General features: G+C 61.3%; 19 protein-coding genes, 2 tRNA genes and 1 pseudogene. 4 read left to right on the top strand and 18 right to left on the bottom strand.

Features of this window, described 5'->3' with window-relative positions; genetic code table 11:
* Nucleotides 1-58: 58 nt before the first annotated feature.
* Nucleotides 59-1705 carry a thiamine pyrophosphate-binding protein gene (locus NATGR_RS04335; RefSeq protein ID WP_005581227.1) on the bottom strand — a complete coding sequence of 549 codons (1647 nt, stop codon included), beginning with the start codon at nt 1703-1705 and terminating at the stop codon, nt 59-61.
* Nucleotides 1706-1841: 136 nt separating this feature from the next.
* Between NATGR_RS04335 and NATGR_RS04330 the strand changes: the two genes are divergently transcribed.
* The 3 genes from NATGR_RS04330 (at nt 1842) to NATGR_RS04320 (ending at nt 6969) form a co-directional block, all read left to right on the top strand.
* The gene (locus NATGR_RS04330) at nt 1842-2249 is read left to right on the top strand and encodes a CBS domain-containing protein (protein ID WP_015233325.1); all 408 of its coding nucleotides are present in this window, start codon (nt 1842-1844) and stop codon (nt 2247-2249) included.
* A gap of 918 nt (nt 2250-3167) precedes the next feature.
* On the top strand, nt 3168-3434 hold the full coding sequence (locus NATGR_RS04325) for a HalOD1 output domain-containing protein (RefSeq protein WP_005581229.1): 267 nt from the start codon (nt 3168-3170) through the stop codon (nt 3432-3434).
* Between the two features lie 493 nt (nt 3435-3927).
* On the top strand, nt 3928-6969 hold the full coding sequence (locus tag NATGR_RS04320; protein WP_015233324.1) for a BGTF surface domain-containing protein: 3042 nt from the start codon (nt 3928-3930) through the stop codon (nt 6967-6969).
* A 573-nt stretch (nt 6970-7542) separates the two neighbouring features.
* Here the strand turns inward: NATGR_RS04320 and NATGR_RS04315 are convergent.
* The 9 genes from NATGR_RS04315 to NATGR_RS19235 form a co-directional block, all read right to left on the bottom strand.
* A tRNA-Ala gene (locus tag NATGR_RS04315) sits at nt 7543-7614 on the bottom strand.
* 118 nt (nt 7615-7732) lie between these two features.
* The gene (locus NATGR_RS04310) at nt 7733-8431 is read right to left on the bottom strand and encodes a rhomboid family intramembrane serine protease (protein ID WP_005581231.1); all 699 of its coding nucleotides are present in this window, start codon (nt 8429-8431) and stop codon (nt 7733-7735) included.
* Between the two features lie 158 nt (nt 8432-8589).
* Nucleotides 8590-8898: a 30S ribosomal protein S10 gene (gene rpsJ, locus NATGR_RS04305; RefSeq protein ID WP_004215311.1), complete on the bottom strand. Its 309-nt coding sequence runs from the start codon at nt 8896-8898 to the stop codon at nt 8590-8592.
* Nucleotides 8899-10161, bottom strand: a complete 1263-nt coding sequence (gene tuf / locus NATGR_RS04300) for a translation elongation factor EF-1 subunit alpha (protein WP_005581250.1) — start codon at nt 10159-10161, stop codon at nt 8899-8901.
* 197 nt (nt 10162-10358) lie between these two features.
* Nucleotides 10359-11309: a homoserine dehydrogenase gene (locus NATGR_RS04295; RefSeq protein ID WP_005581251.1), complete on the bottom strand. Its 951-nt coding sequence runs from the start codon at nt 11307-11309 to the stop codon at nt 10359-10361.
* Nucleotides 11306-11869 carry an amino acid-binding protein gene (locus NATGR_RS04290; protein WP_015233323.1) on the bottom strand — a complete coding sequence of 188 codons (564 nt, stop codon included), beginning with the start codon at nt 11867-11869 and terminating at the stop codon, nt 11306-11308. Before NATGR_RS04290 ends, NATGR_RS04295 begins: the two co-directional genes overlap by 4 nt.
* 150 nt (nt 11870-12019) lie before the next feature.
* Nucleotides 12020-12403, bottom strand: coding sequence for a NifU family protein (locus NATGR_RS04285; RefSeq protein ID WP_005581253.1), 384 nt, complete (start codon nt 12401-12403; stop codon nt 12020-12022).
* A 162-nt stretch (nt 12404-12565) separates the two neighbouring features.
* A complete protein-coding gene (locus NATGR_RS04280) occupies nt 12566-13126 on the bottom strand; it encodes a hypothetical protein (protein WP_005581254.1) in 561 nt (186 codons plus the stop codon).
* Between the two features lie 2 nt (nt 13127-13128).
* On the bottom strand, nt 13129-13281 hold the full coding sequence (locus NATGR_RS19235) for a hypothetical protein (RefSeq protein WP_155897272.1): 153 nt from the start codon (nt 13279-13281) through the stop codon (nt 13129-13131).
* 832 nt (nt 13282-14113) lie between these two features.
* Here NATGR_RS19235 and NATGR_RS04270 point away from each other — a divergent pair.
* Nucleotides 14114-15337: an ABC transporter substrate-binding protein gene (locus tag NATGR_RS04270; protein WP_005581257.1), complete on the top strand. Its 1224-nt coding sequence runs from the start codon at nt 14114-14116 to the stop codon at nt 15335-15337.
* A 36-nt stretch (nt 15338-15373) separates the two neighbouring features.
* Here the strand turns inward: NATGR_RS04270 and NATGR_RS04265 are convergent, their stop codons facing one another.
* The 8 genes and pseudogenes from NATGR_RS04265 to NATGR_RS04230 form a co-directional block, all read right to left on the bottom strand.
* The gene (locus NATGR_RS04265) at nt 15374-16072 is read right to left on the bottom strand and encodes an ABC transporter ATP-binding protein (RefSeq protein WP_005581258.1); all 699 of its coding nucleotides are present in this window, start codon (nt 16070-16072) and stop codon (nt 15374-15376) included.
* Complete coding sequence (locus NATGR_RS04260; RefSeq protein WP_005581260.1) at nt 16072-16878, bottom strand: ABC transporter ATP-binding protein; 807 nt, start codon at nt 16876-16878, stop codon at nt 16072-16074. The genes NATGR_RS04265 and NATGR_RS04260 overlap by 1 nt, the downstream gene beginning before the upstream one ends.
* Nucleotides 16871-18331 carry a branched-chain amino acid ABC transporter permease gene (locus NATGR_RS04255; RefSeq protein WP_005581261.1) on the bottom strand — a complete coding sequence of 487 codons (1461 nt, stop codon included), beginning with the start codon at nt 18329-18331 and terminating at the stop codon, nt 16871-16873. The genes NATGR_RS04260 and NATGR_RS04255 overlap by 8 nt, the downstream gene beginning before the upstream one ends.
* Nucleotides 18328-19434 carry a branched-chain amino acid ABC transporter permease gene (locus NATGR_RS04250; RefSeq protein ID WP_015233322.1) on the bottom strand — a complete coding sequence of 369 codons (1107 nt, stop codon included), beginning with the start codon at nt 19432-19434 and terminating at the stop codon, nt 18328-18330. Before NATGR_RS04250 ends, NATGR_RS04255 begins: the two co-directional genes overlap by 4 nt.
* Nucleotides 19435-19743: 309 nt before the next feature.
* A tRNA-Gln gene (locus NATGR_RS04245) sits at nt 19744-19816 on the bottom strand.
* A gap of 48 nt (nt 19817-19864) precedes the next feature.
* Nucleotides 19865-20595: pseudogene (locus tag NATGR_RS04240) on the bottom strand (HNH endonuclease).
* Between the two features lie 81 nt (nt 20596-20676).
* Entirely contained in the window at nt 20677-21231 is a 555-nt protein-coding gene (locus NATGR_RS04235) for a hypothetical protein (RefSeq protein ID WP_015233321.1), read from the bottom strand.
* A complete protein-coding gene (locus tag NATGR_RS04230; protein WP_015233320.1) occupies nt 21228-22880 on the bottom strand; it encodes a sodium:solute symporter family protein in 1653 nt (550 codons plus the stop codon). Before NATGR_RS04230 ends, NATGR_RS04235 begins: the two co-directional genes overlap by 4 nt.
* Between the last annotated feature and the right edge of the window lie 107 nt (nt 22881-22987).

The following is a 22987-nucleotide window of genomic DNA, read 5'->3' as shown; positions in this document are numbered from 1 at the left end:
GCTAAATTCTGGCCCCTAGATACCTTCTACCGGCAAATGTTGAGGGCAGCGGCCGGTCTCACGATTCGTTCATCCAGACACCCGACTGTGGCTCGTACGGATCGGTCGGAATCTCGACGAGTACCGGGCCAGCAGTCCCGATGGCGTCGCCGACCGTCTCGGCGATTTCGGCCGGCGTCTCGGCTCGTCTCGTCTCGAGTCCCATCCCGCCGGCGACCGACTGGAAGTCGATCGGCGTCTCACTCCAGCCGTACTCGCCGGCGTCCATCCGGTAGCTACGTTCGGCCTCCTCGCTGATGATCGCGTAATCGTCGTTGTCGAGGACGACGACCGTGACGTCCAGTCCCTCGTCCGCGATCGTGTGAAGTTCGTGGACACACATCATGAGACCGCCATCGCCAGTGATCGCAACGATGTCCTGGTCGGGGTTGGCGACGGCCGCACCGATCGCCGACGGGACACCGGTCCCCATCGTCGCCCACGAACCAGGGTTGACGTAGTCGCGTGGCGCGTAAGCCTCGAACGCGACCAACGCCCACAGTCGGAACCCACCTGCGTCGACGGCGACGACACTATCTCGAGGGATCGCCTCTCGAAGCGCTTCGAGGGCACTGACCGATGTCACTGGTGGCTCGTCGACCGCAGCCAACTCCGAGAGTCGGTCTGCGATCGCATTCCGCGTCCGCCGAGCACGTTCGCCCCCATCCCGGTTCGCAATCTCGCGACCGGCGAGCTCGTCCTCGAGCGCCGACAGCGTCCGTCCCGCGTCGGCGACGATCGACACCGTCGGCTCGTAGCCCGTGCCGACATCTGTGGCCTCGAGCGTAACGTGGACGAGGTCGTCGGGAACGTCGATCGACCACCCTTTCGTCGTCACCGCGTCGAAGTCGGTGCCGACGCCCAGCGCCGCGTCTGCCTCGGCGAGACACGTCTTGATAGCCGTCCCACTTCCGCCACAGAGAGTCCCTGCAGACAGTTCGTGATCGTCGGGGAACACGCCCTTTCCCTTGTACGTCGTCACGACGGGAGCCTCGAGCCGCTCTGCAAGCGAACGCAGTTCGTCACTCGCACCCGACGCGCGAACGCCGCCACCCGCGATGACGATCGGTGCTTTGGCGTCCGCGAGCAACGACGCCCCCGCCGAAATCGTCTCCGCAGGGACCCCGCCGCCCGACGTCGGCCCGTCCCGTCCGGGTTCGGCAAGCGAGACGTCCATCGGCAAGAAGTTCTTCGGGATACCGATCCGGACCGGGCCGTTCGGCGGCGTCCGTGCGACATCGATCGCCCGCTCGAGTTCGGCGATCGTGCTCTGGGGCGTCTGTACCGTGATGTTCTCTTTGACGACGTTCTCGTAGGTATCGGGCGGCGTCTCGTGGATGCCGTCGCCGCCACGGAGCTCGGGTTCGGTCTCCACAGCGACGTGTAGTACCGGCGTACAGTCGTTTTTCGCGTTCTTGAGCCCGTTCATCGCGTTCATGTCGCCCGGGCCGGGGATGACGACGGTCGCGGCCATCTCCCCGCTCGTTTCGGCATACCCCCACGCCTGATGGGAGACAGCCGTCTCGTGGCGCGCCATCACAAACTCGACGTCGTTCCGTTCGTCGACAGCCTCGTTCAGCGGCAGCGTCTGCTTGCCAGGGATGCCAAACAACGTGTCGATACCGTTTTCCACCAGCCGGTCGATGACCGCCTCGCTGACTCGCATACCGGCACATCGGGGGACGGGGCCTAAAAGATGCGGACCACGTCGACGGTGACGCGATCTGCATCGACGTGAAAACCCGTTTCAGTAGTATTTCTCGTTCGACAACCCTTATTAGTGAAACCCCTTATTTTACGGTATGGACGATATTTTCGTGGCACGCGTTATGTCGTCATCGATACACACGGTGCAGCGAGACACGCTGGTCGAGGACGCTGCACGAGTGCTGCTCGAAAACGAAATCGGTTCGGCGCTGGTAGTCGACGACGACGGCAAACTCGAGGGTATTCTGACCTCGACCGACTTCGTCGACATCGTTGCCCAGAGCCGTCCCAAGGCGGAAACGACGGTCGAACGCTACATGAGCACGGACATCGTCACGGCGTCGGCCCAGGACAGTATCCGTGACGTCGCAGACCTGATGATCGAACACGGGTTCAAACACGTCCCGATCGTCGACGAAGACGCAGGAGCAATCGGCATCGTCACGACGACCGACCTGGCGTCGTATCTCTCACGACTCCAGTCACCGAGTCCCGACGAGTAACGCCAACCCGTCGCCACCACGCGATCGATCCTCTCCGGATTCCCGGCCTCGTGGCAGTCTCCAGACGACACACTGACCGCCACCGTGCTTACAGCATCAACCGAACTCGTTGCACAGCGCCTGCACAACTTCGGGTCGTTTCTCCCTGTTCACGGTCCGCTCTCTCGCTCGCGTCGTCACCCCAACCGCGCGTCTATCGTGTGCTCGAGGACGAACTGCCCGTCAGTGACCGCTACTCGTGAGGTCCTCGAGTCCGCCCACGACCGTCACACGGCCAATGGCGACGACCGAGCCGACTCACGACGGGCCGCGGAACTCTCTTCACCGTGACGAGCCCCGGATCGCGTGCCTCGAGAGTTGCCACTCCTCGTTGTCACGGAACGAGTGGTCCCTGACAGTCCGTGGTTCTCGTCTCGACACCCGTTAGCAGGAACGCATCGATGCGGCTACGACAGTCCCTGTCTGGCCGTTCTCGCGTCCAGTCTCGTTCTTGCAACCAGCCGGCGTCCGCGTGGACCGACCGCAACTCTCGACCAGAACAATGAATAGTACGAACTGAGAAAGCTAGCTTGGTCTCACGACACTGCGTGCCTCTGACACACCACTGCAGTGAGACCTTCTTTTCCAGACGAACATCGGATATGAGGCCAGCTCCCGACATCGCCCGGAGAGCCACGGTGTGGCACTCCTCGGTTGTCCCGACCGCCGGCAGACTCGGCCGTGCTCTCATGCGGACTGCTGTCCCGATGTCCCGGCGCAACCACAGGAAAACTCGCGGTCGCGCCGGAACTGACTGACAACAAACCCTATCACTCGAGGCCTCGCGTCGTTCGAACGCTACCACTGTCTGACGGTCGACAGACGCACGTCAGTAAAAGGACCGCGGTCTTTATTGGCAACAATCTGGCAGCGACGTGCATGACATCCAAACCGCCAGTCAGCTTCAGAATCGCACAGGCAGTCGCAGAACACGAAGGGACGACCGTCGAGGAACTACATCCGCCCCTCCACGACGCTATCGACACCGAGGCACTCGATGCGATATTTCGAACGGACGACTCGAGTCGGGTCGTCCCTGCGATCGAATTTTCGTACAAGAAGTACGCGATTCAGGTCGATAGCCCAGACGAGATTATCGTCCGAGAGTCTGCATCGCCGGCCGAACCGAGAACGGAAGCAGTGTAACCTGCTGGGCGGACAGAACGGTTCGGCCAGTGCCCCGAGACGGACTCCAGTACGGATTGCCGGTCGTAACCGTCGGCGACCGGCGGTTGCGCCTCGATACCTTCCCGACGCCCAGACCAACGAAACCGCTCGTGAGCCTCCTCGCTGCTTTCGTCCGTCGCCGGTCGCCCGCGCCACGACGTTCATCGTGAGGAGGCCTCGTGTTTCCCGTGCCGGCGATCCAGAGCCACCACTCGAGGGTTCTCGCGGTGATGGCCTGCCTCCGGTTGCCGGGACGAAACGCCTGGTTGACTGTCTCCATCGTCCGTTTCGATCTGATAATAACAGGTTTACTGACTTTTCACCGAAAATTTTATTCCGGGAAACGTGAACGTACCGGGCACCCCTACTCGGAGCCAGAGTCGCCTTGGAAGACGAGCCGACGGATGCGACGATAACGGTTGCCGCCCGGCGAATCGACTGCGAATCGACGAACGAAGCTAACTCACACAACATGACAGACCAACCTCCACGGACGAAGGCGAAATCGCTGTTTCTAGCAGCGATTATGATCGTCTCTGCCGTTGCTATGTCCGCCGCGTTCGCGGGCACGGCAGTGGCAGACGATCCCGGAGAATCGGACATCGAAATTGAGAGCGCAGAGTACGACGACGAGGTCGTAGCTGGCGATGAAGTCGACATCGACGTGACCCTCGAGAACACGGGCGATGAGGAGATTTCCGAGGTCGAGGCCGATGTTGAGTTCGGTGACAGCAATGAGACCATCGACTTCGAGACGGTCGGCGGAGACGAAAACAAGACCGGGAGTGTCTCCTTCGACTCTGTCGAAGAAGGTAGCTACGACCTAGACATCACGGCTACCGTCGATGAGGAGCAAGCAGACACCTACAACGGTGAGATCGAAGTCTCCGAACAGATCGAGGACCCAGAAGACTATATCGAAATTGAGAGCGCAGAGTACGACGACGAGGTCGCAGCTGGCGATGAAGTCGACATCGACGTGACCCTCGAGAACACGGGCGATGAGGAGATTACCGGGGTTGAGGCCGATGTTGAGTTCGGTGACAGCAATGAGACCCTCGAATTCGAGATGGTCGGCGGAAACGAAACCAAGACCGAGAATGTCTCCTTCGACTCTGTCGAAGAAGGTAGCTACGACCTAAACATCACGGCTACCGTCGATGAGGAGCAAGCAGACACCTACAACGGTGAGATCGAAGTCTTCGAACCGACCGATGTCGGGCACGGCCCAGATGCCGGTGGCCCAACGTGGTCCAGCGGCAATGACGTCGAGAACGTCTACATCGGACAAGAACTCACACTCAAGGACGATGAATTCGGGGACAGCGTGTCTTCCGTCATTCTCTACAAAGGACCCGTTGAACTCGACAATCCTGAACTCGTGACGTCGGTGGAAGCTACCGACGGGACCGCTGAATTCGACACGTCAGACCTCGAGACTGGCGAAGGATATCACTTCAGCGCTAATGAGTCGCACTTCGACGAGAAAGAATTCTGGACCGCTGAAGAAGAGCTTAGTGCCGAATTCAACGTCAACACTATCCCACAGGACGAGTCTGCCACCCTCGATATCGATAGCGAGCGTGACTACCAGCACGTCGACGTTATCAGCGAGGATGTCGACGCTGAAGACCTCGAGGAGTACATCGACTACGAAGAGACTGAAGTCGACACCGATGACGACATCCTGACGCTCATAGACGTCGAGAGCGAGGATGACTTCGACATCGAATTCGAGGACTTCGACGCCGACGAGTACGAATTCGAGTTCGAAATCACTGACTCGTTCGCGTGGGACAACGCCACGATCGACGTCGTCGACGACGACTCGTCCGTCGATTTCGCCGAGCAATCTTCCGGTGAAATCGGTGACGTGATCGACATCGAACTCGAACTCACGCACGCTGAAGAAGGCTATATCCAGATCAGCGAGTACGACAAGACGTACTTCCAGGCCAGTGCAATGTTCGAAGCGGAGGACCACAACGTCGACGAGGCGGTTCTCCAGTTCAACGCCAACGCTCCCAACGAAAGCGAGTCGTGGCGTGTCCACCCCGACTACGAAGACGAAATTGACCTCGAAGAACAGTACGCAAACGCAACGGAGATCGACGGCGCACTCGGCGACCACGACTACACGATGTTCGCCGGACTCGGCTTCGACGACGAGAGCGTCGATAGCGCATCGTACGCGACCCCCGTTGTCGAACCCGAAACCGACACGGAGTTCTTCTCCGTCAACGAACGATCGCCGGTCTCCGACGTAACCACCGCGGTCGCACCGATCGACTCGAGTCTCGACGACTACGATGCGTTCAACGAGACGACCGTTACCGAACAGTCGGACGTCGCTGATGGCGACGCACTCCTCGTGACGCTCGAGGACTTCGGCCTCTCCGGTGTTGTCGCCGATGCAAGCGGAGGTGACCAGGTCAGCGACCACCTCGCTGAAGAGCACATCGACATCACCGTCGTCGAACAGGACCCCGGTCCGAACGTCGGTGCGCAGGTCTGGACGATCAACGAAACCGATGCAAGTGACGACGACGATATCGAACAGATAAACGTCAGCGCTGTCTACACCGACCTCGAGCACTACGACGGGGACCTCGTGCTCCAACTCGAGTACGACGAAGACGAGATCGGCGAGGAATTCGACCTGGGTGGGTACGACCTAACCTACGAGATCACCGAGGAAAGCCCGTACGTCGACGACGCAGACGACGAAATCGAGATTGAAACCGAGTTCGATCTCGTCGAGCCAGTCGTCGAGTGGTATCACTCCGCTGAAGAGGTGCCAAACGCCGCGGACGCTGAAGTGAGTGGAACGACCACTACCGCACCCGGTAGTGAGATCCGCACCAACGCCCGTTCGGGCGGGAATTTCACCGAAAGCGCTGACGCCATCGTCGAAGCGGACGGCACCTTCGCTGCGACCTACGACTTCAGCGAGTACGATCCCGGCATCGAGTTCGAACTCGGTGCTTCCCACGAAGACGAAAGTAGCTACGACAGCGACTACGACCTCGAGGACAGTATCGACGCCGTCCTCGTCGACGCCGACGAAGCAGTGATCAACCTCCACGCGACCGCACCCGGCGAAGTCGAAGTCGGTGACGACGCTGCACTCGACGTGACCGTCAGCAACGACGGCGGTGCTGCCGACGACATCACCGTCACCGTCACGACCGACGGTGAGACTGTCAAGAACGAAAGCGTCACGCTCGAGCCTGACGAAGAGTGGAGCGGGAGCTTCGACTTCGACACTGCCGAGAAAGCTGACATCGACTGGGACGTCACTGCCGGCGACCAGTCCGACAGTGGCACCCTGAACGTCGTCGAGAAGAAGCCTGTTGACGAGCCCGAAGACGAGCCCAAAGACGAGCCTGAAGACGACCCAGAAGACGACCCAGAAGACGAACCCGTAGACGACGAGACGCCCGGCTTCGGTGTTGCCGTTGCCGTCGTTGCCCTGCTCGCTGCAGCTATGCTCGCGCTGCGCCGGCAGAACTAACTGACTGAATCCGATTCGTTTCGGAATTTCAGTTCGTCACACTTCGCTTTTCTTTCGGGACACGTTCCATTCGGTAGCTGCAGAACTGCTACTATTACGCCACGACGACTGGCCGATCGAAACCATATAAAGACGTGGCTTGAATCTGCCGGCGCTACGACAGCGAAAGGAGGGGCCAGCGAATCCGGTGGCCGAGAAGGCAACGGGCTGTTGAACACGGGTTCACCGAGATCCGAACCCGTTGTGAGTTGCCCCTTTTCGCTCTTGTCTGCGGGACGGGTTGTGACTCATACGGTTTGCTGTAGTTACTTACCGCCGAGCGCCGACCCCGTTCTGGTGAGTGGCGGTAAACAGTTACAGCAATCCGTATCACAGGGCGGTAGGCCTGGTTTCGACGACGAGTCGCGTGACTCACGGATTTGTGAGTCGCGCAAGAATCATGGACTCGTCGGGATTTGAACCCATTGTGAGACGGTCGCCTCACTCCGTTCGGCGCTGCAACTCACAGGAGTTCAAATCCAGACTTCGGCAACGATTTGCGCCGCTCGCGAGTTTGCTCGCGGCGAAGAATAGTGGACTCGTCGGGATTTGAACCCGAGGCCTCTTCCTTGCGAAGGAAGCGATCTACCACTGATCTACGAGCCCGCACCCGTTTCTAATCCGGCGTTTCTATTTGTAGCTTGTGTTTCGTGGGCAGATCGTGAGGGGCAACCACGCGACGCTCACTTTCGTTTTTGAATTCGTAGGAGCGATCGGCTGGTTTCTATTCGACCTGCAACACTCGAGCGCGTCCTGCGATCAATCCGAGGAGGAAGCCGGTAAAGTGTGCGATCAGTGCGATATGCGGTGCCGCAGTTGCGAGGGTGACTGCAGTTGCGAGACCAACGAACACGAGGATCGTGAACCACCGTGGAATCTCGACGATCGACGCAAAGCTGGCGGCGAGTCGGTTCGAGGCGACGAGATACCCGAGCAATGCGAAGACGGCTCCACTGGCACCAAGGACGCTGCCTGTGGGTGTCACGGAAAGCAGTGGTAGTGTTGCCGCTGCTCCAGTGACGAGGATCTGGGCGATTCCGGCGAGTGCGCCAGCCCCCACGAAAAACAGGTGAAATCGCAGTCGGGTCGTCGCCCGTGCGACGGCCCAGCCGAAGACGATCAGTGCGAGACTGTTCGAGACGAGATGTCCGAGTCCACCGTGGGCGTAGACGCTCGTTACGATCGTCCACGGGTTCGTCGCAAGCGGCGGCGAGAGGACGAACAGCCCAGTCATCACTCCTAGTAGCGACGTGACCTGTTGCAGGACGTAGACGACGAAGAAAACGGCGAGCACCTCGAGGAGGGGACTTCCGGACCCGGGAGTTTCGTCTCCGGTTGCGTTAGCCCCGCGGTCGGGTCTCGAGTTGGGGGTCGCGTCCGACGGTGATCGCGTCCGTGGACGGTTTCGTTTCCCGCTTGACATACACGTACTCAGGTGTCGAGAGCTAAAAGTTTACACGGCCTACGCAGGCTGCCTTGGAGAAAGCGGTGGCCTTCTCTGCTAGGGAGGGAGTACAGCAGCGATGGCTGTGGCTATCGGTTGTAGAAACGGAGAAGTGGGTCGGCGAACGGCGATCGGATCTAGTCCTCGAGGACGATCTCGATCGAAACGTCGTTTGGCACCTGAATGCGCATGAGCTGTCGGAGTGCGCGTTCGTCGGCGTCCAGATCGATCAGGCGCTTGTGGACGCGCATCTCCCAGTGCTCCCACGTCGCGGTGCCCTCGCCGTCAGGCGACTTCCGGGTCGGCACCTCGAGGGTCTTGGTCGGCAGCGGAATCGGACCGCTGAGGTTGACGCCGGTGTTGTTCGCGATCTCGCGGACGTCGTCGCAGATGTCGTCGAGGTCGTCTGGACTCGTGCCCGCGAGTCGAACGCGTGCCTGCTGCATTTATTTCTCGTTGACGTCGAGGACCTTCCCGGCCGCGATGGTCTGACCCATGTCGCGGATGGCGAAGCTCCCGAGTTCGGGGATCTCGCTGGACGGCTCGATGCTGAGGGGCTTCTGCGGTCGGATCGTCACGACTGCAGCGTCGCCCGACTGGATGAAGTCGGGGTTCTCCTCGGCGACCTCGCCGCTCGAGGGGTCCATCTTCTTGTCGATGGATTCGATCGTACACGCGACCTGGGACGTGTGGGCGTGGAAGACCGGCGTGTACCCCGAGGTGATGACCGAGGGGTGTTGCATGACGACGATCTGGGCCTGGAAGGTCTCGGCGACCTTCGGCGGGTCGTCGGCCGGACCACAGACGTCACCACGGCGGATGTCGTCCTTGCCGATGCCGCGGACGTTGAATCCGACGTTGTCGCCGGGTTCGGCTTTCGGCACTTCTTCGTGGTGCATCTCGATCGTCTTCACTTCGCCACCGACGTCCGATGGCTGGAAGACGACGTCGTCGCCCGTGTTCATGACACCGGTCTCGATACGTCCGACGGGGACGGTACCGATACCGGAGATCGTGTAGACGTCCTGGATCGGGAGTCGGAGCGACGCGTCCGTCGGTGGCTCCGGCTCCGGCAGGGCGTTCAGAGCCTCGAGGAGGATCTCGCCGTCGTACCAGTCGGTTTCGTCGGAGGCTTCGGCGATGTTGTCGCCTTCGAACGCCGAGATTGGGATGAACGAGGCGTCGTCCGTGTTGAACTGGACCTGCTGGAGGAGTTGGTTGACTTCCTCGACGACCTCGTCGAAGGTGGACTCCTTGTAGTCGACGACGTCCATCTTGTTGACGCCGATGATGAGTTCGTCGATACCCAGGGTCCGGGCCAGGAAGACGTGCTCCTGTGTCTGGGGTGCGACGCCGTCGTCAGCAGCGACGACGAGAACGGCGTTGTCGGCCTGGCTCGCGCCAGTGATCATGTTCTTGACGAAGTCGCGGTGACCAGGACAGTCGACGATGGTAAAGTCGTACTCGTCGGTGGAGAACTCCTGGTGGGCGATGTCGATGGTGACACCGCGCTCTCGCTCTTCGGCGAGGTTGTCCATGACGTAGGCGAACTCGAAGCCGCCTTTGCCTTTCTCTTCGGCTTCCTCGCGGTGCTGTTCGATGACGTGCTCGGGTACGCTCCCCGTCTCGTAGAGGAGTCGGCCCACGAGCGTACTTTTCCCGTGGTCAACGTGACCGATGATGGCCAGGTTCTGGTGTTGTTCGCTCATTGTTGTAGCTCACGCGCAGAGGCGCTTATATCGGTCTCTTTCGCTCGTTGCGGTTAAAACCATTTCGAAAGCGTATTCGCCTAACCCCGTCGCTCTCTTGCGGTTTGTGTTTCGTACACACAGACCGTGTGCGGGGACGACATCGCCAGCCGATCGCACTCGAGCAACGGTCACTGGGTTGTCCCGGACGCGTCCCCTTACTCGAGGGGTGGGAGCCGGCCGATGTCGGAGAGAACTGCAGTTGCCGTCTCTGGGCCGCCGGCACCGCGACCACTCGAGTGCAGCGAGCCCGCGTGTCGTGTTTCTATCTGGACGATGTTTCGCGTGCCAGTGACGGCAAGTGCGCTGTTTTCGGGGACTAGTCGTGGCCCGACGCGGACGCCGTCGCGGGTGGCCTCTCCGATCAGCCGGATCGTTCGTCCGTCCTCGGCGGCGAGGTCGAGCGCGCTGCCGGGGATGTTTTCGATTCCGTCGACGGTGGCGTCGGAGAGCGAGAAGCCGCCGTCGGCGAGTACGTTTGCGAGGATGACGAACTTCAGTGCGGCGTCGGTGCCGTCGACGTCGAACGTCGGGTCGGCCTCGGCGACGCCAAGGTCCTGGGCTTCTGCGAGGACGTGTTCGTAGTCGAGTCCTTCAGCGGCCATCCGCGTGAGAATAAAGTTCGCGGTTCCATTGAGTACGCCCCTGATGGCCGTTACCGCCTGTGGTGTCTCGTCTTCGATCGTCGAGAGCACGGGGATGGCACCGCCGACTGTGGCCTCGAATCGGACCGAACCCGCGCTCTCGGCTTCGAGTCCCTGCAGTTCCTCGTAGCGTTCGGCGACGGGGCCTTTGTTCGCGAGGACGACGTGTCGGTCGTCTGTGAGTGTACGTTTTGCGTGAGAGAAACCGGGCTGGGCGTCGCCGAGCGTCGTCGGAGTGGCCTCGACGAGGACATCGTATTCGGTCTCGAAGATATCGTCGGGATCGGCTGTTCCGAGAGTGTCATCGTTGACCTTTCGGTCGATCGTTTCCCGGACGGCGATGCCGTTGGCGTCGACGGCCGCGGTCGTCGAGTCTGCGAGTGCGACGACATCGTGTCCGTATTCGCCCGCGAGGTCGGCGACCGAGCGCCCGACGTCGCCGGCACCGAGGATCGCGAGCTTCATGCGGTTTCACCCCCGAGCAGCGGTTCGACGACAGTGAGTCCCGTGTCGGCACCGATCGATCGAATCGTGGTCAGGGCCTTCTCTGATCGACCGGAGTCGATCGCAAGGCGAATCCGTGCACTCGAGACGGCGTTGGTGCCGTCAGGAGTGGCAAGCGAGAGGTCGAGAACGGCGGCGTCTGTTTCGTCTTCGATTCGGGTGAGTGTCTCCGAGAGGCCGGTTTTGACGAGTTGACCGACGAGGACGATGCTGATCTCCTCGCCGTAGTGTTCGGCACCGGCCTGGATGACGTTGACACCGGCATCGCGAAGTCCGTCGACGACGTCGTCGAACCGATCGGGCGGACACTCCAGATCGACCTCGACGGGGATGTGCCCTCGGGGTGTGATGTTGCCACGCTCGTGGTGGATACTCAAGAGATTGCCACCGTTCTCTGCGATCGGGGTAAGCGCCCGAAGCAACTCGCCGGGGTCGTCGACGAGCTCGAGACGGATGGTGTATGCACGAACGCCACCGTCGGTCTCAGCGTCGGTTTCTGCCGTGCCGAATTCGTCAGCCATTGCCCTCACCTCCCGGTCGTGGACGTCCACACGTCGTCATCGTGTATGGTTCCGGAGTTGCGCCGTAAAAGCATATAGTCGTTCCCAAAACTCACCAGCCATGTCAACGTTGAGCATACAACGCGCTGGCGCGCCTGCGCGAAGCGGGTGTCAAAGATGATCCTTTCCTGGGTTCGATGATCCCCAGTCGCCCCGGCCTCCCTCGGTTCGGTCGACGCCCATGATCGATTCGGGCTGGTCCGGCCCACCGAGACTGTCGCGAGCGTCCGGAACCCGCACTGTCACTTCGTCGATTTCGGGCCACTTGATGAGTTCGGCCTCGATGTTGCCCGTCGTTACGTCGCTAACCGAACACCCCTTGCACCCGCCGCCGAGTTCGATCACTACCTCACCACTCTCGAGGTCTACCTTCCGAACGGCGCTCGTCCCGCCGTGCATCTGGATGATCGGCATTTCCCGGCTGAGCCACTTTTCGACGCGCTCGCGTAGCGTTTCCTCCGCGTCGGCGTCGGACTCGACGTTGGAACCAGTCATCGACGTTCCTAGACGCTCGAGCGAGGAATAGGTTTGGTTCAGTAAAACGTTCGTGGTTAATAATTCACGATTACTGTTTATATCGGTTACTCGAACACGATCGAACAGGAAAAGACGCCTGTGGGTGCCCGTTCGCTCGAGTTCCCGGCCACTTCTTCCCCGCTAGCCGAGGAGCGTCCCGATGACGCCGCCAGCGCCTGCGAAGACGACGGGGTAGACGAGGCCGGCGAGAACGATGCCGGGGAGAGCGTCGGGAGCGCCGGTTGCTCCACCGACCGTGACCTCGAAGAGGAAAATCCCCGCGATGGTCACCAGGAGATAGCCGGGAACTGCCGTAAGTCCGGTTAGCAGACCGTCGGTCGGCGTCGCCGGCCGCCGGTAGGCTGCGATCGCGATTCCGGCTACGAGCAAGAGGCCGGCCGGAACTGCGTACAGGACGGTGGTGAAACCGTCTTCTCCGCCGACGAACGTCATCGCGTGGCTGCCGATGAGCGGCACGTCACTGAACAGCGTCTCGACCTGGTGGGTGTTGTAGAACACCCAGCCGACCATTTCGTAGGCTGCGGCCTGCCCGTCGAAAGCTTCGACGAACTGATGTAGCGGCGAGTCTCGGATATCGCCCGCGACGGTCAGATAGGTGGACGCATACCCGAGGAGCCACGCAGCGATGCCAGCGATTGCCCCTCCGAGGTAGGGAAGTCGGTCGTCAGTTGCGGGTGCCATAGTCACTCACCACCCGCCTCCCCGGTAACGTCTTCGATGTAGCGCTCGTCGCCGCTCTCGCCGTGAGTGGGCCGTTCGGCCAGCACTGTCGAAGTCGACGTCGAGTGAGACGGCCAGTCCTGCTGTGAGGATCGAAGGCGACGGTGCGCGATCATGGAGTCGTCCAACTATCCGAATCGTCTCGCGGTCTGTCGTTGCGAGGAGTTCGAAACGGTCGTCTGTCATACGTATCCGGCTCTGGGAACTCTCGTCTCTAATAGTTGGATAGTCGTCGACGTTATTTTTTCTCGTTTGTCGACGTTTCAGAACCGTTCAAACGAACGAATTCGAACCGGAACGGCGTTGTGTCGGCAGTACACGTTCCAGCTACGTCTTCGCGGTATCGAGAACTGTATGCGGGCTGTGACTTCTCGAGTCGTTGTGCGGCGTCGCGTGTCTGCTCGGGACGGACGTGCTCTCGAGTTCGAGAACTGTCGGCGTGTGCTTGTCTGGCGACCGTTCTGGCCGAACGCCAGTATCGAAAGACGGACTCGTCGACAACCGCTCGTGTCCTGTCCGCGTTTCGGCGGCGACTCGAGAACGATCACGTCGTCGGTCGACTCGTCCGCGTGTGCTGTGCCGAAAGTCGGCTGGTCGATGCTTGGATCGCGTCTTTCGGGATGACCTGGCGAACGTTCACGTGGTCGGCGTTCGAGAGCGGAGCGACCGAACGCTTGTGGTCTTGTGTGGTGTGGTGTGGTGTGGCGTGATTTCGACCGCCGTCAATATGCCATTAGTTCCACCGGTTGCGTTCGCCAACTGCCGGCGGGCAGTCTCTCACGTGTCTCGGCCCGGTTCCCGCGGCCGCTACTCTTGGCCGGGAGAAGTCGGCTGTCGCGTCACGTGGACGGGGCAACGAGCTATTATCGACGACGGCTCGCCGACAATCTCCGAATCACTCCCAAAACGAAGTGTGAAAGCTTTTACAACGGGCGTTTCACGGCTGCCATGGATCGAACCAGCCGGCGCGCTGTACTGGCGGGAATCGGTGGTGTGAGTGCGCTATCGCTCACGGGACGTATCGGTGCACAACAGGAGGGTCGTGAGGTACTGCTGGGAATCGTACAACCAGAATCGGGCGACCTGGGCGAATTGGGGACCCCGATCGCTGACGGAGCCGAACTTCCGGCTCGAGAGCTCGCGGCTGTCGGAAGCGAGTTTTCGGTCGACGTTCAGCGCGAGGACACCCAGACGCTGTCCGAAGCAGGGATCAGCGCCGCACAGTCGCTCGTGGACGCCGGGTATCCGATGTTCACCGGTGCTGCAGCGTCCGACGTGACGATCCCGGTCGCAGAAGAGGTTGCGATCCCGAACCAGGTCGTCATGTGTTCGCCCGCGAGTACGAGTCCGGATATCACCGATCTGGTGGACGACGACTTCGTCTTCCGAACGGCACCGAGCGACGCCCTACAGGGTGACGTCATCGCAGAAGTCGCGTACGAGGAGCGAGGCTGGGACCGAGGCGCGTCGCTCCACCTGAACGACGCCTACGGAGTCGCACTCTCGACGGTGTTCGAGAATCGGTTCGAGGAACTCGGCGGGGAGATCACGGCCACGGAGGCGTTCGAGCCGGAGCAGCCGTCGTACACCTCCGTCCTCGAGAGCGTCCTCGCGGACGATCCCGACTTCCTGCTGGTGATCGCGTTCCCCGTCAGCGGCATCCAGATCTTCCGGGACTTCTACGCGGGGTTCGATCCCGATCTGCCAGTCATCGTCACGGACGGACTAATCGAGGACGACCTCCCCGAGAGTGCCGACAATCCGATGGACAACGTGCTAGGGACCGCACCCGCTGCCGCCGGTCCCGAGGTCGACGCGTTCACCGAGAGCTACGAAGACGAGTACGGGCGGAGTCCGGGTGTGTTCAACGCCCACGGTTACGACGCAAGCGCCGTCATGATCCTCGCAAACGTCCGCGCCGGCGACAACGACGGTGTCGCCGTCCGCGACGAGATAAGAGCCGTCGCGAATCCGAACGGTGAGCCGGTTGGTCCCTCGGACTTCCCCGAAGCGGTCGAACTCGCCGCTGCAGGCGAGGAGATTACCTACGAGGGAGCCTCGAGCGTCCTCGAGTTCGACGACAACGGCGACATGCGTGGGGTTACCTACGACATCGTCGAGTTCGGCGACTTCGAACTCGAGGTTGTCGACCAGATCGACTTCGAGGGGTGACGTCGGCCGACGGCGACCACTCGAGTCCCGTGGGTGTCAGCCACCAAGAAATTCTTGTCGGACCTGTTCGTCTGCGAGGAGTTCGTCGCCGCTTCCCTCGTATCGATTCTCTCCCTGGACCAGTACGTATCCCCGGTCACACCGCCGGAGAGCCTCTTTTGCGTTCTGTTCGACGATCAACACCGCCGTTCCGTCGTCGTTGATCGCGTCGACGCGGTCGAACATGTCTTCGACGAGATCGGGGGCAAGCCCGGCCGAGGGCTCGTCGAGCATCAACAAATCAGGGTTCAACATTAGCGCCCGCCCCATCGCCACCATCTGTTGTTGGCCGCCGCTCATACTGCCGACCGCCTGGCTCTTGCGCTCTCGCAGGATCGGGAAGCGATCGTAGACCATCTCCAGGGCGTCCCGTGGCACCTCGTCCAGGATGTACGCCCCCATCTCGAGGTTCTCGCCGACGGAAAGCGACGGAAAGACGTTGTCGGTCTGTGGCACGTAGCCGATGCCGTGTGTGATGATTTCTTCCGGCGGCTTCCCGTCGATTCGGTCGGCCTGGAACTCGATTCGCCCACCGAAGTATGTCGTCAGTCCGAACACCGACTTCATTACGGTGGACTTTCCCGCGCCGTTTGGGCCGACGATCACCACGTACTCCTCTGCTTCGACCGTCAGATCGACCCCGGAGAGGACCTGTAGATCGCCGTAACCGGCGTCCAGATCGTCGACGACGAGCATCAGAGCTGTCCCCCGAGGTAGGCGTCGATGACGCGTTCGTCTTCCTGTATCGTTTTTGGTGGCCCCTTCGAGAGCACCTGGCCCTGGTGCATGACGATCACCGTCTCGCAGTTGTTCATGATGACCTCCATGTCGTGTTCGACGATGAGAAAAGTGTACCCCTGCTCCCTGAGTTCGTGGAGGCGAGCGAGGAGTTTCTTCTCGAGCGTCGGATTGACGCCGGCCATCGGCTCGTCGAGTAAGAGGAGCTCCGGATCAGTCAGCAGCGCCCGGGAGAGTTCGAGTAGCTTTCGCTGGCCACCAGAGAGAGTCGCCGCGTCCTCGTGGGCGAGGTGGTCGAGTTCGAACAGCTCTAGTATCTCCCACGTGCGCTCGAGCAACTCCCGTTCCTGGCTGACGACAGATCGACGTGCACCTGGAAGAACCGACCGCCAGAGCGATTCCCCGCGCTGTTCGTCGAACGCCAGCAACATGTTCTCGAGTACAGTCATGCCCGAGAGCTCGCGGCTGATCTGGAACGTTCGAACCAGCCCCCGATCGGCCAGTTGGTTGGGCCGCAGATCGGTCACGTCTTCGTCCCGGAAGTAGACGGTTCCGCCGTCCGGCCTGTAGACACCGGTGATGAGGTTGAACGCCGTCGACTTGCCGGCCCCGTTCGGACCAATAAGCCCCGTTATCGTCTCTCGTTCGATCTCGAAACTGACGCCGCCGACTGCCACGATGCCCCCAAACTGCTTCTCGAGATCCGACACGTGAAGTATCGTCTGTTCCGTTCGTTCCCGTTTCTCGAGTTCGGCGTCACTCATCTTCTTTGCCTCCGTCTGCGACTGTCGCCTCGCGGTCTTGCGGTGGTCGTTCCCTTCTCAGGTCGATTGGCGACGCTGGCTCGTTCCGGTGGCCGAGGATCCCGTCCGGCCGAAAGATCATCAGCGCGATCAGCACCGCACCGAAGAAGACGAACCGGAGGTTCGGGAGTTCGGCCACCGCGTACCCAAGCAGCGGCCCCGGGTCGAGATCAGCGAGTGCGACCGCACCGTCGTACACCGTCGGGGGTTGTGGCAGGTCGAACGTGGCGTCGACGATGCGCTGGACGAACGGCGGCCCCTCGAACAGCAGGCCAGCAAACAGGAGTGCGCCGACGACGCTCCCGGTGTTGGACCCGGAACCACCGATGATCAGCGCGATGAAGATGTAGAACGTGATAATCGGCAGAAAGAGGTTCGGATCGATGTACCCGCGGCGACCCTGCCAAACGATGCCAGCCAGCCCCATGAACACGCAGCCGAGGACGAACACCTTGATTTTCACGCGATCGGTGTTCTTTCCCAGTGATCGCGCCGCGAGTTCGTCTTCCCTGATCGCTTTCAGCATCCTGCCGAACGGGGAGTTCCCGATCCGAGTGATGACGACGAACACGAACGCGACGAGTGCGACGAGGACGACGGTGTAGACCCACCCTTCGACGACGGATGTGCTCAACTCGAGGCCGTCCCCGATCGTCACGAACGGTCGACCGAAAAGAGTCGGCCCTGCAGCCGGATCACCGTCGACGTACAGCAACGTCCGCGAGACCGTGTTCCGCAGGTTTGGGAACGACATCCCCTGTCCGCTGCCCGTCCCGAGTTCGACGCCAAGCACCGAAAACTCGTGGAGTGCACTCGAGTTGAACACCAGCCGGATCACCTCTGCGGCGGCCAGCGTGACGATCGCAAAGTAGTCTGCCCGGAGGCGCAACGCCGGCAGTGCGACCAGGAATCCGACGAGTCCGGACGCGATCAGTCCAGCTCCGACGCCGACCCAGAGTGGCAACCCAAGGCCGGGGAACGTGGCGTCCGGTGCGGCCGTCACCAGCGCCATCGTGTACGCACCGACAGCCATGAACCCGGCGACGCCGATGTTGAACAGCCCGGTGTACCCCCAGTGGAGGTTGAGCGCCAGGACGACCAGCGCGAACGATGCCGCCAGTAGCGTCACCTGCTGGAGGGTACTGACGATTCCGTTGAAGTTCAGCCCGGCCGCAAGCCCGAGTAGGATAAAGAGGCCGTACACCACGATGGTGGCCTCGACGATGATGCGGACGTCGTTCAGCCAGCGGGGCCGAACGTCGCCGTCGAGAACGACATCGATGGGAGTAGGCTGGTCGTCGGGACCTCCCGCAGACGACCCACCGTCTGCCTCGACCCGGCGTCCACCGGCGAAAGTGGTTCTCGAGAGCGCGTCGTCGTCTTCGACTGCGTCTGCGGCCTCGTCGCGAGTCATGCTGTCTCCACCCCACCGAAGAGACCGGACGGTCTGAATATGAGGATCAGTATCATGAGCGTGAACGCGGCGACCTCGGTCAGGTCGGCCGGAATCCAGACCAGCGACACGTTCGTCGCCAGCCCGATGATCAACCCGCCAGCGATTGCACCGTAGATCGATCCGATTCCGCCGAGGATGACCGCCGAGAAGATCAAAAGCAGCAAGAACCAGCCGGTGTTGAAGCTGAGCGTCTCCTGCTCGAGGACGATCAGGTAGCCGGCGACGCCGGTCAGTCCCGCGCCGAGGATCCAGGTCAGCAGGATCACTCGCTCGGTCGGGATGCCGGTGACCAGCGCGAGGTCCCGGTTGTCGGCCATCGCTCGCATTGCCGTCCCGAGTTTGGTGTACTGTAACGTCACGTGGAGGCCGAGCATCAGCCCGAGCCCGACCACGACGAGCGTGGCCTGGTGGACGTGCAACGAATCGGTCCAGAACACCAGTGAGTGATCGATCGTCGGCGAACCCCTGGTCACGCCGCGCGTGCGTTCGCCGTAGAAGAACACGACGAGATATCGGACCACCAGCGCGACGCCGATGCTCGCGATTAACAGCGGGATTCCGCCGGCGGTTCGCATGCGCCTGTAGACGACTCGGTCGAACGCGAGGGCGACGAGAATCGTCGCGAGAGCCGCGACGACCAGGCCGACGAGGATCGCGATCGGTGCTCCGAACAGGTGCATGTCGAGTTCGCGGGCGGAGGTTCCGCGGTTGGCGTTCAACAGAATCGTCGAACCGAAGTCGGTCACGCCGATCCCAGCGACGACGTACGCCGCAGTCCACCCCGTGAACGCGCCGGTCGTGACGAGATCGCCCTGCGAGAAGTTCGCAAACTTGAGAATTGCGTAGGTCATCGACAACCCGACGGCGGCGAGCGCGATGAGCAACCCGTCGACCAGCCCCCGCCACACGAAGACCGAGAGGGTGTCGACCGGGAGGTCGCCGAAGACGACCCGCCGAACGAGATCGAGCACCAGTACTACCAGTCCCACGAGGAGCACCGCCCCGAACCACTGTTCCACCGTCACCTTCGAACGGCGTCCTCGACCGCCTATCGTCCCCATATTATCACCCGATTAGCAAGAGCCCTACATCCCCCACTGTAATTAATGGTGTATGGTAGCGAGTGACGTGAAATTGGCTAAATCCATTACAGGAGTATGTTAGTCGAAAACACTGTCCAGAGCGTCTGATCTCGAGGCGGGTTCAATGCTCGGTTGGCTGGATCGCTGTCGTTCGGGGGAGATTTTCGAGACGAACCATATAACTAAAATTATGTTTTGGGGTCTTCCTCGACCGCAGGTCGGAAATTGTGCCTTGCTATTGCTTCTATCCCTACAACAACTCACACGGAAAATGTGAAGAATATGACATAGTCCCGGACGGATTCGAACCGTCGTCATGGGCTCCAAAGGCCCATATGATTGGCCACTACACCACGGGACTGCAGTCAGCAGTCGTTGGTTAGCGGCAGAACGGTTTATGAGTTATTGTTTACTCCTGCGCAGTCGCAGAGAGTCCACCGATTCTATCGAGTTCCGCGTATCGGTGGCAGCTTCGACAGAGACAGACGACGTTATCGAGCGTGTGGGCAAGCTGAGGATCGTCGAATTCACGTATCGGTTTGATGTGATGACGTCCGGTTCGTGCCCGATTTCGTCGCGGCTGATTCCACACTCTTGGCACGTGTGATTATCCCGCTCGAGGGATTTCCGTCTCACTGTTCTCCAGCGACCGTTGTATCGATTGCCGTTACTGTCCCACAGATCTGTCAGCCAGAGCCTGAGGCAGTTTTGACTGCAAAAGCGAACGGGATCGCGCTCGGCTTTGGATTTGAGAACGGTCGAGATTCTACCACACTGTTCGCAGACTCGTTTCACCCGTTCGATGTCGTGATATTCGTAGTAGGGCGTGCCGAGAAATTCGTCAGCCGCTTCGACGCAGGACGGACAGTAGACGCCGTCCTTGTCGGACGGATAGTACGAGAACGTCGACCCACAGAGCTTGCAGTCCGTCGTCTCTTTCGCACCTTTCCAGTTCCCGTTGTGCTCTCCCGCGTTCGGATTGCAGGAGTCGCAGTAGGAACGTCGCGACTTCGGATCGTAGAACTCGCGGCCACAGCCCTTACACGTCCGATTCGGCAACGGCTCGTCGTGAACCTTGGTGTGGTGTTGTCGCATGCCGCGTTCGGTCTCGAGTTCGTGACCACACGTCGGACACTCCATTCGGGTATCGCTACGACGTGGCCTCGGAACGATACACAAACGCCAGGATCGGAACGCGGTGGCCGTAAACGCATTGCCGGCTCAGGATTCGTTCTCGATCGCCTCGAGCACCGACTCACCCGCCGGAGTCAGTTCGACGTACCGCCTGAACCAGCCCGACTCCTCGAGGTAGTCCTCCCGGACGAGATGCGTCACGATCGGAATAAGCTCCATGGGGGACAACGCGTTGTCGAGGTGTTCTCGGACGGTCGTCGCCGTGCAACGACCGACTGCGTCGACGGCCCGGAGTACCTCGAGGTCGCGCTCGGCGAGGTCGTGGCGGGCAAGTCGTACTTCACGGATCGAACGGGACGGTAGCTTTGTGGCCCCCTGCTCGGTCAGGTGAATCGTATAGAGGTCACCGCCCGTGTACCCGGCCCGCATCACGTCACCCTGCGTTTCGGCAGCCGCGACGAGCCGTTCGGTGTCGACCGCGCTCAACTCGAGGCTGTCCGCGAGCGCGTCCATGCGGGTCCGCCCCTCGCGGACCAAGCGCAGTAGGTCTGCGAGTAACTGCTCGGGCGAGCGCTCGGTGTCGCCCTCGAGTTCGACGTCGATTTCGCGCTCGTCGTCTATCTGGTCGCTACTGGCCGTCATTCGTCCTCACCTCGTCCGACGAGCAGACTGACGAGTCCACCGCGTTCCCGTCCCCGTGTCTCGATCGCCCGGTTCCAGCGTGTACTCGGCGTCCAGGGTTTGGCGAGTTCGCGGACGGTCGCGCGGAACTCGGGGTCTGGCACTTCGCCGACCGCGTCCGTGCCGGACTCCGTTCCAGCCGTGGCGCTCGACTCTGACTGCCGCCAGTTTCTGGACCCGTAGTACGGCGGCGACGTCACCAGCGAGACGAGGATCGTGACGATAGCTGGCGCGAGGACGCCCGGGTAAGTCGCGTGGGCGAACTCGCTCAGCTGGGTTGGTTCCCAGGCGGCGACAGTGACGATACCGACGAGAACGCCGGCGAAGGCACCTGTTCCGGTGGTTCGAGGCCAGAAGAGGCCGAGAAGGATGACTGCTGCAAGCGGACCGACGAACGCCATGCCGAGACCGAGCAAGAGCAGCGCGCTCTCGGCCCAGCCCGCCGCGAGAATCCAGGCGAGCACGCCGAGAACGAGAGTAAAGGCTCGACTTGGGACGACCAGGTCCTCGCTGCCTGCGGCCGTCCCTCTGACGGGCTCCCAGACGTCTCGGATCAGGACGGTCGTCGTTCCGATGATCGTCGTGGATGCCGTACTCATTACCGCGGCGACGAGCGCGACCAGCAACAGGGCGTCGAGCCCGATCGGCAGTTCGAGGATGAACAGGCCGATGATTCCCCGGACATCGTAACCGGCGATCGCTGGATCACCGAACGCGCCGAACGCGTACGCTCCTGGGAGTGCAAGCAGGGTGACGAGCGCCAACCCGAGGAGACCGCCAAGAATGGGGCCACGCGTGGCGTCCCGTTCGCTCCGTGCGCTGACGATCCGAATCCAGTAGTACTGGTTGCCAACGACCAGGGCGACCCAGGCGAGCGTCCACGTGAGAATGTTGTCGAACCCGAGTCCGACGATCGGAGCCGCGTCGGTCCCCGTCAGCGAGAACGTCCCGGCCGGCGTCGTCTCTAGCAGCCACGTCGGTCCACCGTAGGTGACGGCCAGCCAGCCGGCCACGAGGGCAAACGCCACGAACCCAAACACCATCTGCAACACGTCGGTGACGGTGACGGCCCAGAGTCCACCCAGGTACATGTAGATCAACGTGACGACTGTGATCGCGAGGGTCGTCTGCCAAAACGGAACGTCCGTCATCGCGGCCAGGATCGCGCCGATCCCGACGAACTGCGATGCCGTGATCGCAATTCCAGCCAGGACGCTTCCGATCGCCGTGACGACTCGAGTCTTCCGATCGAACCGCTGTTCCATCCACTCAGGCGTCGTATAGACACCTGTTCGACGGATTACTGGTCCGAGGACGAGCCCGAACAGGCTAACGACGATTACCCAGCCGATCATGTACGACAGCGCCGGGACGAACCCGAACTCGACGACGTACTCCGGGACACCCGAGACGACGGAACCGGCCAGTCCGATCGCGGCCAGGCCGAACGCGATGACGACGGCGTTTATTTCCCGTCCCGAGACGAGAAAGTCTGACGCCGAGTCGACCCACCGCTGGGTCCGGCTTCCGACGTACAGCATGAGCGCGAAGAACAGAATCGATCCACCGACCAGCGACGTAACTTTCGCCGAAAGTGCTCCCTCCACCATTGAAATCAATCACAAACCACTATCAATTATAGTTTTCGTCTGTGTGAATAAATTACCGGTGACGTTCTCCGACGGGCTGCTGTAACTCAGTTTCGGCGCGACCGCGA

Origin of the sequence: Natronobacterium gregoryi SP2 (assembly GCF_000230715.2) — an archaeon.
Lineage (GTDB): Archaea > Halobacteriota > Halobacteria > Halobacteriales > Natrialbaceae > Natronobacterium > Natronobacterium gregoryi.
Note: the sequence above shows the minus strand (reverse complement) of the source record. Positions and strands in the feature narration are given on the sequence as shown.

Excerpts from the sequence above, each read along its gene's own strand:
- NATGR_RS04310 (WP_005581231.1), bottom strand. The coding sequence starts at position 8,431 with ATGTCAAGCGGGAAACGAAACCGTCCACGGACGCGATCACCGTCGGAC.
- NATGR_RS04325 (WP_005581229.1), top strand. The coding sequence starts at position 3,168 with ATGACATCCAAACCGCCAGTCAGCTTCAGAATCGCACAGGCAGTCGCA.
- NATGR_RS04255 (WP_005581261.1), bottom strand. The coding sequence starts at position 18,331 with ATGACTCGCGACGAGGCCGCAGACGCAGTCGAAGACGACGACGCGCTC.
- rpsJ (WP_004215311.1), bottom strand. The coding sequence starts at position 8,898 with ATGCAGCAGGCACGCGTTCGACTCGCGGGCACGAGTCCAGACGACCTC.
- NATGR_RS04280 (WP_005581254.1), bottom strand. The coding sequence starts at position 13,126 with ATGGCACCCGCAACTGACGACCGACTTCCCTACCTCGGAGGGGCAATC.
- NATGR_RS04285 (WP_005581253.1), bottom strand. The coding sequence starts at position 12,403 with ATGACTGGTTCCAACGTCGAGTCCGACGCCGACGCGGAGGAAACGCTA.
- tuf (WP_005581250.1), bottom strand. The coding sequence starts at position 10,161 with ATGAGCGAACAACACCAGAACCTGGCCATCATCGGTCACGTTGACCAC.
- NATGR_RS04270 (WP_005581257.1), top strand. The coding sequence starts at position 14,114 with ATGGATCGAACCAGCCGGCGCGCTGTACTGGCGGGAATCGGTGGTGTG.
- NATGR_RS04230 (WP_015233320.1), bottom strand. The coding sequence starts at position 22,880 with ATGGTGGAGGGAGCACTTTCGGCGAAAGTTACGTCGCTGGTCGGTGGA.
- NATGR_RS04295 (WP_005581251.1), bottom strand. The coding sequence starts at position 11,309 with ATGAAGCTCGCGATCCTCGGTGCCGGCGACGTCGGGCGCTCGGTCGCC.
- NATGR_RS19235 (WP_155897272.1), bottom strand. The coding sequence starts at position 13,281 with ATGATCGCGCACCGTCGCCTTCGATCCTCACAGCAGGACTGGCCGTCT.
- NATGR_RS04235 (WP_015233321.1), bottom strand. The coding sequence starts at position 21,231 with ATGACGGCCAGTAGCGACCAGATAGACGACGAGCGCGAAATCGACGTC.
- NATGR_RS04250 (WP_015233322.1), bottom strand. The coding sequence starts at position 19,434 with ATGGGGACGATAGGCGGTCGAGGACGCCGTTCGAAGGTGACGGTGGAA.
- NATGR_RS04290 (WP_015233323.1), bottom strand. The coding sequence starts at position 11,869 with ATGGCTGACGAATTCGGCACGGCAGAAACCGACGCTGAGACCGACGGT.
- NATGR_RS04260 (WP_005581260.1), bottom strand. The coding sequence starts at position 16,878 with ATGAGTGACGCCGAACTCGAGAAACGGGAACGAACGGAACAGACGATA.
- NATGR_RS04265 (WP_005581258.1), bottom strand. The coding sequence starts at position 16,072 with ATGCTCGTCGTCGACGATCTGGACGCCGGTTACGGCGATCTACAGGTC.
- NATGR_RS04335 (WP_005581227.1), bottom strand. The coding sequence starts at position 1,705 with ATGCGAGTCAGCGAGGCGGTCATCGACCGGCTGGTGGAAAACGGTATC.
- NATGR_RS04320 (WP_015233324.1), top strand. The coding sequence starts at position 3,928 with ATGACAGACCAACCTCCACGGACGAAGGCGAAATCGCTGTTTCTAGCA.
- NATGR_RS04330 (WP_015233325.1), top strand. The coding sequence starts at position 1,842 with ATGGACGATATTTTCGTGGCACGCGTTATGTCGTCATCGATACACACG.